We start from the raw sequence: 17292 nt of genomic DNA on the forward strand, positions 1-17292 counted from the left end.
TTGATAGATATCATAACAGAGATCATCAAGGCATCGATAGGAAGAAGCCGTTTATAATCTATAATATGGCAGCTTAAATTCAACTTAGAAAACAGAAATCTTGGTCCAACAAAACGAGGGTACTATATTGTTCTGATGTTGCTGATGAATAAATTTGGAATTAGCCTGATCATTGAAGCATTCCATCAGATCAGATTTACTTTGGAGTAGGCGTTGAAAAGATGTGAAAGGTATTTCAGGTGAGTTTGTATTTTTAATACAAATTTATCAGGTCCTTCGACTCTCGATAGTTGTCGGGGTTGAAGGGTTTTCGCCTGCTTTGGTTTGAACCTGACGGAGTCTTTAGACCCGTCAGAGTTTAAATGCATGTAGATACTATTTAATTCGCGATTTCCGATAGGATCACCTCACTATTCGTAATTCCTTTGATCTCAAGCTTTGCGCTATCCAATTGAGTAATCACGCATAAGCTACCTTGTTTTACTATTTGTCTTTCTTCTTTGGTGTTTAGTTCAATTTCTCCCGAAAAAACAGATAAAATCAGGAAGTCCGTTTCTTTTTTAAAAGGAAGAGGCACAGTCTGATTTTTTTCCAGAGTAAGAGCCGATAATTCTCCTTTTGCATTTCCTCTTGTCATTAAATTAAAGTCAATACATTTCCCAACCGATGAGGTGTTCCAGTCGCCTTCAAAGCTGTCGGTATTGAATTTATTAAGTTTTTTGCGGTATTTATTTTCGTGAATAATTTCTATTGCACCCTCTAAAATCATTAGTTTTCTAGATACCCCTGGTAGGGAAGTGAAATCCGATTTTTCAATTTCTACCGTAGCGGTGCTTAATCTAAATGTAAAATCTCTTTGCTGATAAGTGGATGTTGGCGGGTAAATAAACAATTGGGTGCTGGTTCCGCCTGCCCAATTAATGGTTTGGAATGCATCTGCACGTAGTATTTCGATATTCATAGCATGCTTTGTTGTGTTTGTAAATCAAAATTACAAAAGACAAATGAGATTTTTTCTAAAAAAGAAAAGGGAATCCATTCTAAAAATGGACTCCCTTTTTATTTTATCGCGATAAGCTTATTCTGCTTTTCGGTTTTTCACGTATTTTTCCAACCACTGGTCTTGTTCCCACAACATGTGTAGAATACTCTCTTTGGCTCTGTAGCTATGACTTTCTTTGGGGAATATTACCAATCGAACATTAGCTCCCAAGCCTTTTAGTGCATTAAAATATCGTTCGCTTTGCATTGGGTAAGTACCCGAATTGTTGTCGGCCTCACCGTGAATTAAGAGCAAAGGAGTTTTCATTTTGTCGGCATGCATAAATGGCGACATTTTGTAGTACACTTCAGGACTATCCCAATACGAGCGCTCTTCACTCTGAAAGCCAAATGGGGTAAGCGTTCTGTTGTAGGCACCACTTCGTGCGATTCCTGCGGCAAATAAATCGGAATGACTTAGCAGATTGGCCACCATAAAAGCACCGTAACTATGTCCGCCAACGGCAACTTTATTTCTATCAATATATCCCAAAGCATCCACAGCATCAATTGCAGCTTTTGCATTCGAAACTAGTTGCTTGCGAAAGGAGTCGTTTGGTTCTGTATCGCCTTCTCCAACAATAGGAAACGAGGCATCGTCTAAAACAACATAGCCTTTGGTAACCCAGTAAATTGGCGATGCCCAGTAAGGATAGGTAAACTCATTTGGATTTTGAGTGTTTTGCGAAGCACTTGCTTTGTCCTTAAATTCCTCGGGATAAGCCCACAAAATCATTGGCATTTTTTCCTTCTTCGTTACATCATATCCTACAGGAAGATACAAGGTTCCAGATAGTTCCAAGCCATCTTCTCGCTTGTAGTTCAAAACCTCTTTGTGCACGTTTTGAATACTTTTAAAAGGATTTTCGAATTTGGTAAGTTGTTTTAAATTAGCCTTTTCTATATTTCTAAAGAAGTAGTTCGGGTATTCTGTTTTTGATTCAATTCGAACTAATAAATTTTTATTGGAAGGGTCAAAATCCTGAATGTTTTCTACCTTATCTTCGTAGGTAGATTGATACAAACGTTCGGTTTTCTCTGTATTTAAATTTAACTGATCAACAAAAGGATACTGCCCTTTCTCCGAATAGCCGTCGCCAATTAAGAAGGCATTATCGCCTTCTAACGCAAGAATATAATTGCCGTATTTATTTCTTTTCTGTACAAAATTTCCCGGATCATTGTATTTATCTTGGTAGTTACGATCCGAAATTATTTTGGGTGTTTGATTAGCATCCGATGGATTAAATACGTAAACTTTTAGGTTTCTCGAATTCCACCAATAATCCATGGCAATGGCCGTAGTTTCGTTGGCCCAATTAATGGTGTACAATCGGTTAATTGTTTTTAAGATACTTTTTGGTGTTCCATTAAAGGGAGCTTCCAATTGAAAAACTTCATCGCGAAAATCTACTTCATTTTCAGGATCTCCACCATCTAGCGCCTCGGTGTAAATAAGCGATGCAGCCTTGTCGTCGCGCCAACTTAAAGCTCTTCTGCCGGTTCTTACTGCCATAAATCCTTTTGGCAATTCTTCAATTAAGGGCACTTCCAATACGGTTTGTACCATTTGGCCTTTGCTCGAATAAATAGTGGTTTTTGAAGGAAAACGGTTGTAGGGTACTAGGTACGAGAAAGGTTTCTCGATAGTGGTAAGCATTACATAACTACCATCGGGCGAGAAGCTAATATTGTCGTACATGGCAGCTCCTAACCATTTTTCTTTCTCCCCTTTAAGGGATATTTTGTAAAGATCCGATTTTGCCAATTGCTCAAAATTGTATTCATCATTCTTGTTTTTCAACAAATCCTGATAGGTTCTGTTTTGAGCCTTACTGCCTTCATTAACCGAAATTGTTGGTCCGGTGGGTATGCTGTTTTCGGTATCAATAAGTGCTTTTCTGTCCTCCGAAATCATTTTCACCAATATAGATTCACTGTCTTCAAACCAGTTAATAACATCGTCCATATTGGCATTTACATTGGCATCGGTTAATTTTCTTGTCGAAGCTTTTTTTAGATCCAAAACCCAAACTTCAACGCCGGTTAGGTTGGTATGGGTAAATGCAATTTTTTTCTGATCGGGCGACCATTTAAAATTCGCTAAACGCGGATTTTCCGGTAAGCCGGATACCTCTTTGGCACTTGCATTTGTTTCTTTTAAATTAAGAATTTTAAGGTCGTTGTAATAGTTGGTTCTGCTGCCAATATTAGTTTTCGGATTTATTCGCAAACCTCCCAAACGTAATTCTACTTCCGAAAGTTCAGCAATAGTTTTGTACGAATCGCGATATCGTAAAAGCATAAAATCTTTACTTTCATCAATAAGCACCGATGGGGCAATTTTTACATCTACCAAATCTAAAATTTCGGAAGACGGCTTCTGATAGATACTGTTTTCCTGAGCATTTGCATTTGTAATGCCGAGGAGTAATACTAAATAAATTAATTGTTTCATATGATTATAATTTGTTTTTTAGTTGCCATATGGAACTTACCATGTTGGGATAATCATTTCCCTGTGTGTCAAAACACCTTTGACATGGACGTTTCATATGATTATAATTTGTTTTTTAGTTGCCATATGGAACTTACCATGTTGGAATAATCATTTCCCTGTGTGTAGAAAGCTTTATACATGGACGTTTCATATGATTATAATTTGTTTTTTAGTTGCCATATGGAACTTACCATGCTGGAATAATCATCTCCCTGTGTGTAGAAAGCTTTATACATGGACGTTTCATATGTTTTTACTTTAAGTTTTTATCGTATGAAATTTGCCGAATACGGATCTTTCTGTGTAGAAAGCTGTAGGTAGTGTTTCATAATAAAACAGTTATTTTTGGTGAACTTTTACGTGTTTGTTGATGTTTGAATTAATAGTTTATTAAGTTAATAATAAATTAGGGAATATTATAAATTGATTGCTGAAAAAAATATCAAAAGTTCTAATTTAATGAGGTATAGGTGCAAAAAAGCCGAAAAAAACAACGGCCCCTATTCCGTGTTGTTTTCGGCAAAAATTGTCTGTTCAGGTTCTAATAAAAGTAGGCGAACAGACCCCTATAATATCCTTTGCAATGTTTTTTTTGAAATTTTTAAAAGGGAAATATAAACAAAATTCAGCGTATTTAAGTTGTTAAATAAAGGGGTGAGCTTTGTTCTAATCTACCTAATAATTCAGTTTATTCAGTGTATGTAGTTATTTCAAATTAAGATCAAAAATTGTATCGTTTTGTTACGGATATTTTTGAAATTAATTGTTGTTGTTCGTAATTTAATTGCAAAGGAAATTGTTTTCCCGCAACACACTTCCTCAAATAGAAGAAGTGTGTTCTTGCGGAATTATTGATTACACAGACTATTTGTTATCAATTTCTTTTAAAAGAGATTCTACACCTTTTTTAAGTTGCTGATCGTCTCCTTTTGTTACAACTTCATACTTATTTGCAACTTTAATATCGGGTTCAATTTGCTGATTTTCGATGTATTTTCCTTTGGTATCTTTTACTCCTACCATTGGCATTCCAAAATACAGACTTGGATCTTGAAGTGTTTCCCACCACACAGCAGTCATGGTTCCAGGAACAGGCATTCCAATTAATTTTCCAAGTTTTAATGTTTGGTACACATATGGAAATGCACAAGCATCCGAATAGTTACTTTCGCTAATTAAAACAGCCGATGGCTTTTTCCATTTCGAAAGTGGTTCGGTTCCAAAATCTTGTCCTCGTGGCGAAAGGGTAGAGTAAACTTCTCCACTAAGCAATGTTGCTAAATCGTCGTGCAGCCAGCCTCCGCCATTAAATCTTGTATCTACAATAATAGCTTCGTAAGTTGCATATTTTCCTAATACTTCAGAGTATACTTTTCGGTAACTTGGCGAATCCATTCCTTTTACATGAACATATCCAATTCTTCCGTTCGATAAGCGCTCACATTCTTCTTGGCGCTTTTTCACCCAACGTTCGTATAGTAAAGTACTAATGCTCGAAACAGGTTTTACGGTTTCTTCCCATCGTTCTTTTGTGTAAGGATTATAAAGAGCTAAAAGTACTTTTTTGCCTGCCTTGTGGTTCAATAACGGAAAGTAACTCTCGTTTTTAGGAATTGTAATTCCATCTATTTTTTCGATAATAGTACCGGCTTTTATTTTCGAGTCGGCCTGATTTAGTGGTCCTTTTTCTAAAATCTCGGCAATTCGCAAACCATCGCCATCGTAATCCCAATCAAAGAAAGCGCCTAATTCAGCCGTTTGGTCAGGATTCTTAGAGCCAGAACGATATCCCGAACCAGTATGCGAAGCATTTAGCTCACCTAATAACTCACTTAGCATTTCTGCAAAATCATGATTGTTATTAATGTAAGGTAAAAATCGTTTGTACTCACTTTTGTAAAATTCCCAGTCGAGCTGATGCATTTCAGGATCGTAAAATTTCCTTAGCATGGTACGCCAAACGTGTTCAAAAAGGTATTCTCTTTCTTTGGCTTTGTCTAAATACATTTCTGCTGTGTAGCTAATGTCTTTTCGTTTATTGGTAGCAACATCTACTTTAATAATGCTGTTTCCCGACATTAAAAATAGATTTTTTGCATCCTTATCAAACTGCATTGCGCCACCGCCACCTTTTAAATCAAGAACTTTTTTGGTTTCTTTTTCTTCCAAATCGTTCACCCAAAGATCGTATCCATCTTCGAATTTACTTAGGTAGAATAATTTTTTTCCATCAGGGGTTAAAATTGCATCCGATAGGTTCGAAGGGTTTATCGTTAAACATACCTGACGGTCTTCCATTCCGGTAAATTCAATGTTTAAATCCTCTTCTTTTTCATCCTTTTTGTCTTTTTTATCTTTTTTCTTGTCTTTGTCGGCGTCTTTGTCGTCCTCTTTTTTCGCTTTTTCAGCAGCTTCATTTATTTCTTTTTCTTCTTTCGAAAGTTTGAAATCGTCAAGCGCTTTTTGGTTGAAGAATTGAACGTAAACATCCGATTGTGAACCCCAACTTCCATGACTTCGGTAGCCACGTTTGTCGGTAAACCAGATCATAGCATTTCCTTTTAACGACCACTTGGCCTCCGAATCGCTATAACCACTTTCGGTAAGGTTAATTACTTTTTGATTTCCCTGTGCATCTACCATTGCAGCATCTGGCATAAAAATGGTGTGAGGGTAAATATTAACAAGAAACCACTTTCCATCGGGCGACCAATCGTAATGCTGATCTCCGTCGGAGTAAGAGTAGTTCCATTCTTTTCCTAAAATGGTTCTAACTTTTTTCGATTCCAGATTAATTACTTTAAGAATTACCCGCTCTTCTAAAAAAGCAACTTCTTTGCCATCTGGCGAATATTTTGGTTGAAAGGTTTCGGCTTCAGTTTCTAAAACAGCCTCTTCTTTTAAAATAGTAGAATTGGCAAACTGAGTTTCCTCTTCTCTTGTCATTTTTGTTTGATACAAGTTCCAGCTACCATTTCTTTCCGATGCATACAGTAATGCTTTTCCATCAGGACTAAAACTTACCGAGCGTTCTTGTTCGGGAGTGTTGGTAATTCGTTTTGTAGTTCCGTAATCAACTGCGGTTACAAAAACTTCTCCACGTACTATAAAAGCAACTTCTTTTCCGTTTGGCGAAACGCTCATTTCAGTGGCACCACTGCTTAGTTTTTCATAGCTAACTTCATTTTCTTTGTTGTCAACAGCAATTTTCACTTGTAATTTTACTGGTGCTTTTCCTTCTTCTTGTGTGTAAATTTCACCGTTCCAGAAATAACAAAGTTTGTTCTTGTCCGAAATACTTAAAAAACGAACTGGGTGTTTTTCAAATGTACTGATTTGGGTAAGTTGCGTATTGTTTTTTACAGGAGCTTTCCAAACATTAAAACTGCCTGATTTTTCAGTTAGGTAGTAAATCTCATCGTTGGAGGTATTAAAAACAGGATATAAATCCTCGCCTTCAAATGTAGAGAACATCTTGTGTGTTTTATTCGCAATGTCGTACAGGTAAATGTCGCGAGTAACTGCCGAAGTATGGTGTTTCCTCCAATGGTCCTCATATCCTTTGCTGTCGCGATATAAAATGTACTTCATGTCTTTGCTATATTTCGCATCTAATGCAGGCGAAGTAAGTATCTGACTTACTTTGCCACCTTTTGCAGGTACGCTATATAGTTCAGGCAGCACACCTGATGGAAACATCGCATTTCTATAATCGTCGCTAATTGTTGAAGAAAAGAGTATGTTTTGGCCATCTGGAGTAAAACTAGATGGTACTTCTCCTTTGGAATTAAATGTAATTCGATTGGGAGTTCCTCCTTTAGCAGCTATTGTAAATAGGTCAAAATTTCCATATCGATCGGAAGCAAACGCAATGGTTTTACTGTCGGGAGACCATACCGGCTGGTAATCGTAGGCTTGGTTACTTGTGATAGCGGTGGCGGTGCCACCTTCCGATGAAATGGTGAATAAATCGCCATCGTATTCAAAAACGATCGTTTGACCATCGGGAGAGATAGATGGATACCTCAACCATTGAGGACTATCCATGCCAAGAAGACTTTGTGCTAGTGCAGTTAAGAATGTAGTGATGAAAAACAGCTTTTTAATCATACTTTATCGAATTGTGTTAAAAATTAGGACATAGGTTCTCCATGAACAAAACTATTAATTCGATACCCCCTTCATAATTTGTACCAAAGCTAATAAGCCGTTGATTGATTGTGTTATTGTGCGGAAGGTGTTGGCTTGCAGTTCATTATTATTGTTCGGATGTGAACAAAACACTGTTCGTTTTCGTACTATTTTTCGGTGGAGATTGTGTTTTATAGGTTCTGGAATTCTTTTGGATATTCAACAGTTCCCGAAACGTTTTTTAGAGCATCCTTTTCTAATTCTATTGCCATAAAAACTTCGTTTGGAACTTCGAACGGACAAGTAATTTCGAATAAAGAAGCAGGGGTAAATTTGAATTTGGTGTAAAAGGCAGCGTGGCCCAAAACAATTACCGATTGGTGTCCCATTTTTTTTGCTTTTGCCAATCCATTCTCTATTAATTGTGAACCAATTCCTAATCCTTGTAGTTCTGGAATTACCGACATAGGTGCTAAAGCCAGTGATTTAAAACTGCTATTTCCTGATTTAATTTCTATTGGAGAAAATAAAATGTGACCAACAATTTCATTCCCCATACAAGCAACTAAAGAAAGATCTTTAAGGTACTTTTTATTTTTACGAAGTTTTTCCACTAATAATCCTTCCGATTCTTGACCAAATGCCATGTCGTTAATCATAGATATTGTTTTGTAGTCATTTTTATTTTCTGGTCGTATCTGAATTTTCATACTGGTTCGTTTCTAGTAGAAGTTGATGATTAAAAATACCAAAAAAAATCCAACGTCACTGAAAATCTCAGTCTTGTTGGATTTTTATAATATATTGTTTTGAAACTAAATTGCTTCTCCCACAAGTGTTGCTTTGGTGCATTCCTTAACAATTACATTTACGAAATCGCCAACGTGATAGTCTTTTTTTGGAAATACAACTACTTTGTTTTGTGAGGTTCTACCATAAACTTCCTGATCTGATTTTTTAGAAATTCCCTCTACTAAAACCTCAAAAACTTTTCCAATATCGGTTTGATTGTTTTCCAATGAAATCTGATTTTGTAAAACGATCATTTCTTCTAGTCTTCTCTGTTTTACATCTTCAGGAATATTGTCTTTTAAATGTTTATAGGCATAGGTTCCCGGGCGTTCCGAATATTTAAACATATATGCTAAATCGAATTTCGCCCATTTCATTAATTCAATGGTTTGATGAAAGTCTTCTTCACTTTCATTATGAAATCCACAAAAAATATCGGAAGAAATTCCACATCCCGGAATAATTCTGCGAATGGCTTCAATTCTTTCCTTATACCATTCCTGAGTGTATTTTCTACGCATATCTTTCAACACCGAATCGCTTCCCGATTGCACGGGAAGGTGAATAAAATTGCAGATATTATCGTATTTTGCTATCGTATTCAAAGTGTCATCACTCATATCTTTTGGATTCGAAGTTGCGAATCTGATTCTCATTTTGGGTACTGCAATGGCAACCATTGCTAAAAGTTCGGGAAAACTAACCTCCGAAACAGAATCTTTAAAGGCAAATGAATTTACATTTTGACCCAAAAGAGTAACTTCTTTGTATCCTTTTTCTTCTAAATCTTTAACTTCCTTTAATATGCTTTCCGGATTCCGACTTCGTTCACGTCCTCTTGTATAGGGAACAATACAATAGGTGCAAAAATTATTGCATCCTCGCATAATGGAAACAAAACCAGATATCGAAGTCTCGTCGATTCTTGTAGGACAAATATCTTTATAGGTTTCGGTTAGGGAAAGTTCTATATTAATAGCTTTTTCTCCATTTTCAGCTTTTTTCACTAAAAGAGGGAGGTCCATATAAGCATCTGGTCCAACAATAATATTTACATTTTTTTCCTGCTCAAATAATTTTGCACCAAGTCGTTCGGCCATGCAACCAATTACGCCAACCAAAAGTTTAGGGTTCTTTTTCTTTATTTCACTAAAGCCTTGCACTCTTCCTCGAACTCGGGTTTCTGCATTTTCGCGTACCGAGCATGTGTTTACTAAAATTAAATCAGCTTCCTCTCGGTTTTTTGTAATCGTAAAACCATCATGTTCCATTATCGAAGCCACAACTTCGCTATCTGCAACATTCATTTGGCAACCGTAAGTTTCCAAAAATAATTTTTTGTTCTTATTGCTCATTTTTGTATTCCCATGTTAAAAATTCGGTGCAAAGTTATACTATCTGTCTTGAATGGCAAGAAAAGGATAGGTGATTTAGAATGGGTATGGCGTAAAGTACTCCATTGGAAATTCAATGTTTAAGTTTCTGGTTGCTACGGTGGTGTCTTTTTGTAGTTTAATTCGTACTTTTAATACAACGGGTAAAGCATTTTTAGAAATAATTTGGAGAAGCGGATTTAAGTGAATATTGGCTCGGTAATTGTGTTTGTTGCTAAATATTTTTGTGTATTTTTATCCCACAAATCAAGGGCTTAGGAAAGTGTTGATTGATAGTGGGTTTGTGAAAAAATAAGCTCTTTTATATTCTGTTTGAATAACCGATAGTTCAAATTAGGAATAGTTCTTGCTTTACGGTTATATAGTTTTAATGTAAAAGTTAATATCATGAAACGTATTTTAGTTCCGGTAGATTTTTCTGGCGATTCTCTTAGAGCCTTGAGGTTTGGCATTTATTTGGCCAATAAATTAGATTGTCATCTTAGGATGATTCATGTTCAAAAGTCTGAAAAATTCGAAATTCCTTTTCATTTCGAAGAGTTGAAAAATGAAATTATTCATACTGTACAAGAATATTTTGATAAGTTGATTAAACTTCATTCTGCTGACTATTGTGTTAAGAATGGAGTTTTTGATTTTAAAATAAGAACAGGAAGTGTTTATCGTGAAATTGTAAATCAGGCAAAGTATGGCGACGCATTTATGATTTTGATGGGTGCTTACGGGGCTTCTGGTTTCGAAGAGTTTTTTATTGGTAGTAATGCGGTTAAGGTGGTTACTAATGCAACTTGCCCTGTTATTACCGTACAAAAAGAGTTTGACAAAGGGAAACTGAACACAATTGTAATGCCAATTGACGCAAGTACCGAAACAAGAAAGAAAATCCCATTTGTTGCAGAAATAGCAGCTCAATGCAAAGCAACTATTCATATTTTGGGAGTACACGAAACTTCCGATGCTAATGTGATTGGTAAAATTGAGAATTATATGCGACAAGCGGAGGACTACTTTAAGGAAGGGAATATAAACTACGTGAAGAGTATCCGTAAAGGAGAAAATAATACCTTATCATCCTTGGATTACGCTCGCGAAGTGGATGCCGATTTAATTGCTATTATGACAGAACAGGCTGAAAGTTCGATTAATATGTTTTTTGGATCCTATGCACAACAAATGATAAATAGTTCCGAAATTCCAATTTTATCTGTTCCTAACGATTAAAAATAATGAATCCAACAACTAGTGATGCGCAGATGATGTGTTTTCTGTTGCATAAATTGTTGATAAACAAAGAAAAATGCAGTACGTAAAATTAGTATTCTTATCTATATTTATTCTATTCGGGATTACCTCAAATGCACAGTTTGAGAACAATGTGAAATTTAGCAGGGAACTAAAAAACGATGCTCCGGGGCAGGTTAAGATCATTCAAGATGCTCGAATTAAGCAGCTGCTGGATACCGATAAAATGGTTAATTCTAAAGATCCAGGTTTTCCTGGATATAGAATTCAGATTTTTTCAGGCCGAAGTACCGATCGGGAAAAAGCGTTTAAGATTAAAAAAGAATTTCAAGAATTATTTCCTGAAGAAAGAGCTTATGTAGTATATAAAGCACCCGATTTTAGAGTGAGTGTTGGAAATTTTCGTAGTAAAATAGAATCAATTGAACTTTATAAGGCTTGTTTAAAATTCTTCCCGAATTGTTATCCGGTAAAGACGAATATTTTATTTTCGGATTTAATTCCAATCGAGAAAGAGGTGGAAGAGCCTATCTTGGAGAATGAGAGCGAACAACAGAATGCAAACTAAATAACCATTTAAGAAGTTAATAATGAGTGACCAACTAAAGCACGAGTGCGGGATAGCAATGATTCGATTGCTAAAGCCTCTCGAGTACTATCAGGAAAAATACGGATCGTGGAGATATGGGATTCAAAAACTCTATCTGTTGATGGAAAAACAACACAACAGAGGCCAGGAAGGTGCTGGAGCTGTTGGGTTAAAATTGGATATGCCTCCAGGATTCAAATACATCCATCGGGAGCGTTCATGTAGTGATCAGCCAATAAAAGATGTTTTTGATGGAGTATACAAAGAATTAGCTGCTGCGGAGGCAAAAAATCCTGAGAAATTTAATGATCCTGTATGGGCCAAAGAAAATTTACCATTTGCAGGAGAATTGTATTTGGGTCATCTTCGATATGGAACTTTTGGACGAAACAGTATCGATTTTGTTCATCCAGTAATGAGAGAAAATAACTGGAAGTCGAGAAATTTAGTATTGGCAGGAAATTTTAACTTGACGAATGTTGATGAACTTTTCGATTTATTAGTAGGCTTAGGACAGCATCCTAAGAATTATACCGATACAGTAACTATTCTGGAAAAAGTTGGGCATTATTTAGATGAAGAAAATCAAATGTTATTTCGTCAGTATAAAAATGATGGTTTAACAAATCAAGAAATATCACCTCGAATTGAGGAAAGTATTGATATACAACACGTACTTTCGAGCGCGAGTAGAGATTGGGATGGAGGTTACGCTATTGCTGGTTTATTTGGTCATGGCGACTCTTTTGTAATGAGAGATCCCTGGGGAATTCGCCCAGCGTTTTATTATCATGATGATGAAATTGTTGTTGTTGCTTCCGAGCGACCAGTGATTCAAACAGCTTTAAATGTACGAGCGAACACCATAAAAGAAATTGCTCCCGGAAATGCAGTTATTGTTCGTAAAAATGGCGATGTTGCTGAGGTTCCGGTTCGAGTAGCTCAAAAAAGAAAGTCGTGTTCGTTCGAAAGAATTTATTTTTCTCGCGGAAGTGATAAGGATATTTATAAGGAAAGAAAAAAGTTGGGAGAACTATTAACTCCTGCTATCCTTGAATCGGTTGATCACGATATAAAAAATACGGTATTTTCATTTATTCCTAATACGGCCGAAACAGCATTTTATGGAATGATGGAAGGGGTTCGCAGGCGTTTGATGGAGGAGAAAAAGCAGCAGATTCATGATTTGAATGGAAGCTGGACAGAGGAAAAACTTCAGGAGATTATTTCGGTGGAGCCTAGAGTCGAGAAAATAGCCATTAAGGATGTGAAAATGAGAACTTTCATATCCAATGATGAGGGGCGAGACGATTTAGTAGGTCATGTTTATGATGTTACCTATGGAATTGTAAAGAATTACGAGGATAACTTGGTTGTTATTGATGATTCGATTGTAAGAGGGACTACTTTAAAACAAAGTATTCTTCGAATTTTAGATCGTCTTCATCCTAAAAAAATTGTGATTGTTTCGTCTGCTCCACAAATTCGATATCCAGATTGTTATGGAATTGATATGACTCGAATGGGCGAATTTATTGCTTTTAATGCTGCAATTGCAATGTTGAAAGAGCGTGGCATGGAAAGTGTTATTGATGAGACTTATAAGAAATGTAAGGCGCAGGAAAATTTACCTAAAGAAGAGGTAGTTAACTTTGTGAAAGAAATTTATAAGCCATTTACACCGGAAGAAGTATCGGATAAAATTGCAGTGCTGTTAACTCCGGAAGTAATGAATGCTGAGGTGAAAATTGTTTATCAAACTGTTGAAAACCTTCATGTAGCATGTCCCGAAAATACTGGAGATTGGTATTTTACTGGCAATTATCCAACGCCAGGCGGAAATAAAGTCGTGAACACTTCTTTTATTAATTACTGCGAAGGAAACGATAGAAGAGCTTACTAAACTAAGTTGGACTGAAAATAAAAACCCGTCTTGGAAAAAGACGGGTTTCTTTGTTTACTAATTTTCGTAAAAAAGCATTCTTTTCAGAATGCTTTTGCGATTATTTCTTTTTAAAGATATTCAGTTTTGTTTTGGGAAATCTAATGTGCAGTAAGGAAAGATAAGACGATGTGTGTCTTTCTACTTTTGTATCGTATACATCCGCAATCGTAATCATAATTCCTGTTTCTTCTACGTCACCAAAGTGAGTGTTAACGGCTGTTCCAAAGCATCGCATTGTTGGCGATAAACCCATGTATGCATTAATAAGCGGAGGAACATTTTCCCCATTTTTACGAACATTTTGCGATAGAACTTTGTAGTTCTCTTCAAAAGTATCCTTGCAAAAATCCTTGTCCAGTTGCTCTATGTCCATATTGGTTTCCAGTGGAGTAGTTGGAGTAGCTAATTTGTCTGGATCGTTAAACATTTTGTTCATGAAATACAAAATGTGATTACGTGCATCTCTATTATAATCTGGATACATAGTAACCTTACCAAAGAAATATTTAATTTCAGGATAATCAACAATTAAAGCACCTAAGCCATCCCATAAATTATCAAGAGCATATAAGCTTTTACGACCTTTTCGAATGGATTGATATTCGGGTTGAACAAACGACCGGCCCAATTCGATCATGTGAGGCATGTAGTCTTTTTTAAATTCTTCCGAAAAATTAAACAATCGAGAAGTAGCTAAATAAACATTTCCATTTTTATCAAGAGGAGCTTCGCTGCATAAAATATAGCGGTATCCACCAAGAATTTCCTTCGCTTTTGGATCCCAAACAATTAGTTGATGATATGGTTTTTCGTCTAAATCGAAATCATCAATGTCAATTTCTTTGCCAGTACCACCTCCAGCTTTTCGGAAAGTAATTTCTCGCAAACGACCAACCTCTTTCATTAAATTTGGAGAGTCGTGATGAGTGAAGCTATAGATTTCATTCGACCCCTTGTTGGTTTTGCGTACAAATCTTTCTTCAGTCAATTCTTTCTCAAGTTCCTCTCGCGATACAGGGGGAATAATTTCTTTCATCAGTCGGTGTATTGATTCCTTGCTTAAAAGGATAATTATTATTTTGGTTTTCTTTAATAAGTTTCGATTGTCAAAAATACTCACATTATCAATAATAATGAATAGTATTCGGGCTAATTATTTGATAAAAAATATTGAATTTTAGGGATAGGTGTTTATTGATCTACTAAACCGTATGTTTCTCTTTTCATTTTTTCAGCCCACTTGTCATACGACATGCTTTTGTCAAAGGTTTGATATGCTACAGGTTTGCCAATACAAATAGTGAATTTTTTTCCTCTTTGCTTAAAAAGTTCATTTGGCAAATATAGCATTTCCAAATTAGATTTTAAGCCAAGGAACTTTCTGAGATTCGCCAGATTATAGAAAAAATTGGAGTTTCTTCCGCTAATATGAATTGGAACAATATCTCGTTGGTACTTTTTAGCTTTGGCAATAAAACTTTTTTTCCATTCCAAATCTTCAATTTTTCCTTTTTGTTTTCGCGATACTAAGCCTGCCGGAAAAGTAATCATAGTTGCTGGAGATTGGTATGCTTCTTCAATTATTTTAGCCGCTTCTTTGGCTTGCCCTCCATGTTTATTTATAGGAACAAAAATATCCGATAAGTTTTTGATATTCATAAGGATGTCATTCACTAAGAATCTAATTTTTGGAAAATGCTTGCCAAAAATACTGATAAGAATAATCCCGTCGGGACCACCCAGTGGATGGTTGGATGCGAAGATATACCTTCCTTCTTTATTGATATTTTCAAGGCCTTTAATTTCAAATTTAATTTGAAGCTCTTCTAACACACTATCCGCAAATTCAATACCTTGTTTTTGATGATTTCTCGATAAAAAATCATTAAGCTCATCCTGATGAATGATTCTTTTAAGGTAGCGAATGATAAAACCAGGCAATAGTTTGGAGATTCTTTCGCTTTTGCTCGCAAAAACCTTCTCTATGTTAATTTTTAAATAGCTATCGGGAGTGTTTTCTTTTTGCATGAAAATCGTAAATAATTAAATATGGTGAGCAAATATCGCAATTTTCTTGCATTGTTTTTCGAAGTTTTACAACAATCTGAATATAATTGAGTGATAATTAGTTGGCTTGTGTGCGAAAAGTTATCAACAAAACAATAAAAGTGGGAGGATGTGGTTGAAAGTGGGTAAATTTTTCTCTAATTTTACAATTGTAAATTAATTTTCCCAATGGTAACATTTATAGGTGATTATCCTTGTCGATTAGACGCTAAAGGCCGTGTTTTACTGCCTGCTGCTTTTCGGAAGCTCCTAAATGGAGGTTCTGAGAATCGTTGTGTTCTAAGGAAAAATCTCTACGAAAAATGTTTGGATCTATATTCTATTTCCGAATGGGAGAAGCAAACCGAAATGGTGCGGGCGAAGGTGAATCCTTTTAACAAGAAGCATGCAGGGTTTTTGCGCGAGTTTTTTAGAGGTACTGCAGAGGTATTAATTGATGGAAACGGACGGATATTAATTCCTAAGAAATTTTTTGAGTTTGCGGCGTTTTCGAAGGATGTAACGCTGGCCGGACAGGATGGGAAAATCGAAATATGGGATACTGAAACTTATGAGAAATCAGCTCTTGGGCAGGATGGATTTGGCGATTTAGCTGCTGAGATTTTGGGAGGTGATTCAAATGATGAATAATCGTTGATTATAAGTGTTTAGTGTTGTTCCTTTGTGTTTCAATTAAAAGATAAAAAAATGAGTACGTATCATATTCCAGTTTTATTAGGAGAGAGTATTGAAGGGTTGGATATAAAGCCAGATGGAATTTATGTGGATCTTACTTTTGGTGGCGGAGGTCACTCAAAGGAGATTTTAAAACACTTAACTACTGGTAAGCTAATTGGTTTTGATCAGGATGTGGATGCTGAAGGAAATGTGCCGAAAGATGACCGGTTTATTTTTGTTCGTCACAATTTCAGATATTTTAAGAATTTCATGAGGTATTTGGGATATCCTAAGGTTGATGGAATTTTAGCCGATCTAGGGGTTTCTTCTCATGAATTTGATGTCGCCGAACGTGGTTTTTCTTTTCGTTTTGATGGTGATTTAGATATGAGAATGAATCAGGATGCAGATTTTACGGCTGCTGATTTGTTGAATGAATATAGTGTTGAGGATTTGTTTCGAATCTTTAAATTTTATGGAGAAGTAAAAAATCCGGGTAAGTTGGTGCGATTAATCGATAACCAAAGAAAGGAAACACCTTTTACTACCATTCAACATTTTAAAGAAGTAATTGCTCCATGTACACCTAAGTTTAAAGAGCATAAATATTTGGCTCAAGTATTTCAAGCCATTCGAATTGAAGTGAATCAAGAAATGGATGTTTTAAAAGAAATGCTGTTGCAGTCTGCAGATGTATTAAAGCCGGATGGGAGATTGGTGGTAATAACCTACCATTCTTTGGAGGATCGATTGGTGAAGAATTTTATTCGTGATGGGAAGTTTGAAGGAAATGCAGAAAAAGATTTTTTTGGAAACATAAAAACTCCGTTAGTTGCAGTGAATCGGAAAGTGATTCTTCCAAACGAAAAAGAAATTGAATTAAACGGACGAGCTCGAAGTGCAAAACTTCGAATTGCTCAGCCTAAAGCATAAT

At 36.0% G+C, this 17292-nt stretch carries 12 protein-coding genes; 5 read left to right on the forward strand and 7 right to left on the reverse strand.

Annotated features, from left to right (window positions below):
- Positions 1–379 precede the first annotated feature (379 nt).
- The 5 genes from BZG02_RS17995 to miaB all read right to left on the reverse strand — a co-directional run bounded on the left by BZG02_RS17995 (position 380) and on the right by miaB (position 9819).
- Positions 380–961: a HutD/Ves family protein gene (locus BZG02_RS17995; RefSeq protein WP_101263142.1), complete on the reverse strand. Its 582-nt coding sequence runs from the start codon at positions 959–961 to the stop codon at positions 380–382.
- Between the two features lie 117 nt (positions 962–1078).
- Positions 1079–3499 carry an alpha/beta hydrolase family protein gene (locus BZG02_RS18000; protein ID WP_101263143.1) on the reverse strand — a complete coding sequence of 807 codons (2421 nt, stop codon included), beginning with the start codon at positions 3497–3499 and terminating at the stop codon, positions 1079–1081.
- A gap of 906 nt (positions 3500–4405) precedes the next feature.
- Positions 4406–7651: a S41 family peptidase gene (locus BZG02_RS18005; RefSeq protein WP_101263144.1), complete on the reverse strand. Its 3246-nt coding sequence runs from the start codon at positions 7649–7651 to the stop codon at positions 4406–4408.
- A gap of 212 nt (positions 7652–7863) precedes the next feature.
- Positions 7864–8382 (reverse strand): GNAT family N-acetyltransferase, encoded by a 519-nt coding sequence (locus BZG02_RS18010; protein WP_101263145.1) that lies wholly within the window; start codon positions 8380–8382, stop codon positions 7864–7866.
- 105 nt (positions 8383–8487) lie between these two features.
- Positions 8488–9819, reverse strand: coding sequence for a tRNA (N6-isopentenyl adenosine(37)-C2)-methylthiotransferase MiaB (miaB, locus tag BZG02_RS18015; protein ID WP_101263146.1), 1332 nt, complete (start codon positions 9817–9819; stop codon positions 8488–8490).
- A gap of 426 nt (positions 9820–10245) precedes the next feature.
- Between miaB and BZG02_RS18020 the strand changes: the two genes are divergently transcribed.
- The 3 genes from BZG02_RS18020 (at position 10246) to BZG02_RS18030 (ending at position 13592) form a co-directional block, all read left to right on the forward strand.
- Positions 10246–11079 carry a universal stress protein gene (locus tag BZG02_RS18020; RefSeq protein WP_101263147.1) on the forward strand — a complete coding sequence of 278 codons (834 nt, stop codon included), beginning with the start codon at positions 10246–10248 and terminating at the stop codon, positions 11077–11079.
- 76 nt (positions 11080–11155) lie between these two features.
- Positions 11156–11668, forward strand: coding sequence for a hypothetical protein (locus tag BZG02_RS18025; protein ID WP_101263148.1), 513 nt, complete (start codon positions 11156–11158; stop codon positions 11666–11668).
- Positions 11669–11690: 22 nt separating this feature from the next.
- A complete protein-coding gene (locus BZG02_RS18030) occupies positions 11691–13592 on the forward strand; it encodes an amidophosphoribosyltransferase (protein WP_101263149.1) in 1902 nt (633 codons plus the stop codon).
- 100 nt (positions 13593–13692) lie between these two features.
- Here BZG02_RS18030 and glsB read toward each other — a convergent pair whose 3' ends face one another.
- Both glsB and glsA read right to left on the reverse strand, forming a co-directional pair.
- Positions 13693–14670: a glycine N(alpha)-acyltransferase GlsB gene (gene glsB, locus BZG02_RS18035; RefSeq protein WP_101263150.1), complete on the reverse strand. Its 978-nt coding sequence runs from the start codon at positions 14668–14670 to the stop codon at positions 13693–13695.
- Positions 14671–14825: 155 nt separating this feature from the next.
- Complete coding sequence (gene glsA, locus BZG02_RS18040) at positions 14826–15662, reverse strand: lyso-glycine lipid O-acyltransferase GlsA (RefSeq protein ID WP_101263151.1); 837 nt, start codon at positions 15660–15662, stop codon at positions 14826–14828.
- Positions 15663–15869: 207 nt separating this feature from the next.
- Between glsA and BZG02_RS18045 the strand changes: the two genes are divergently transcribed.
- Positions 15870–16331 carry a division/cell wall cluster transcriptional repressor MraZ gene (locus BZG02_RS18045; RefSeq protein WP_101263152.1) on the forward strand — a complete coding sequence of 154 codons (462 nt, stop codon included), beginning with the start codon at positions 15870–15872 and terminating at the stop codon, positions 16329–16331.
- Positions 16332–16388: 57 nt separating this feature from the next.
- Positions 16389–17291, forward strand: a complete 903-nt coding sequence (gene rsmH / locus BZG02_RS18050) for a 16S rRNA (cytosine(1402)-N(4))-methyltransferase RsmH (RefSeq protein ID WP_101263153.1) — start codon at positions 16389–16391, stop codon at positions 17289–17291.
- Position 17292: the final 1 nt, after the last annotated feature.

The organism is Labilibaculum filiforme, from assembly GCF_002843315.1.
Lineage (GTDB): Bacteria > Bacteroidota > Bacteroidia > Bacteroidales > Marinifilaceae > Labilibaculum > Labilibaculum filiforme.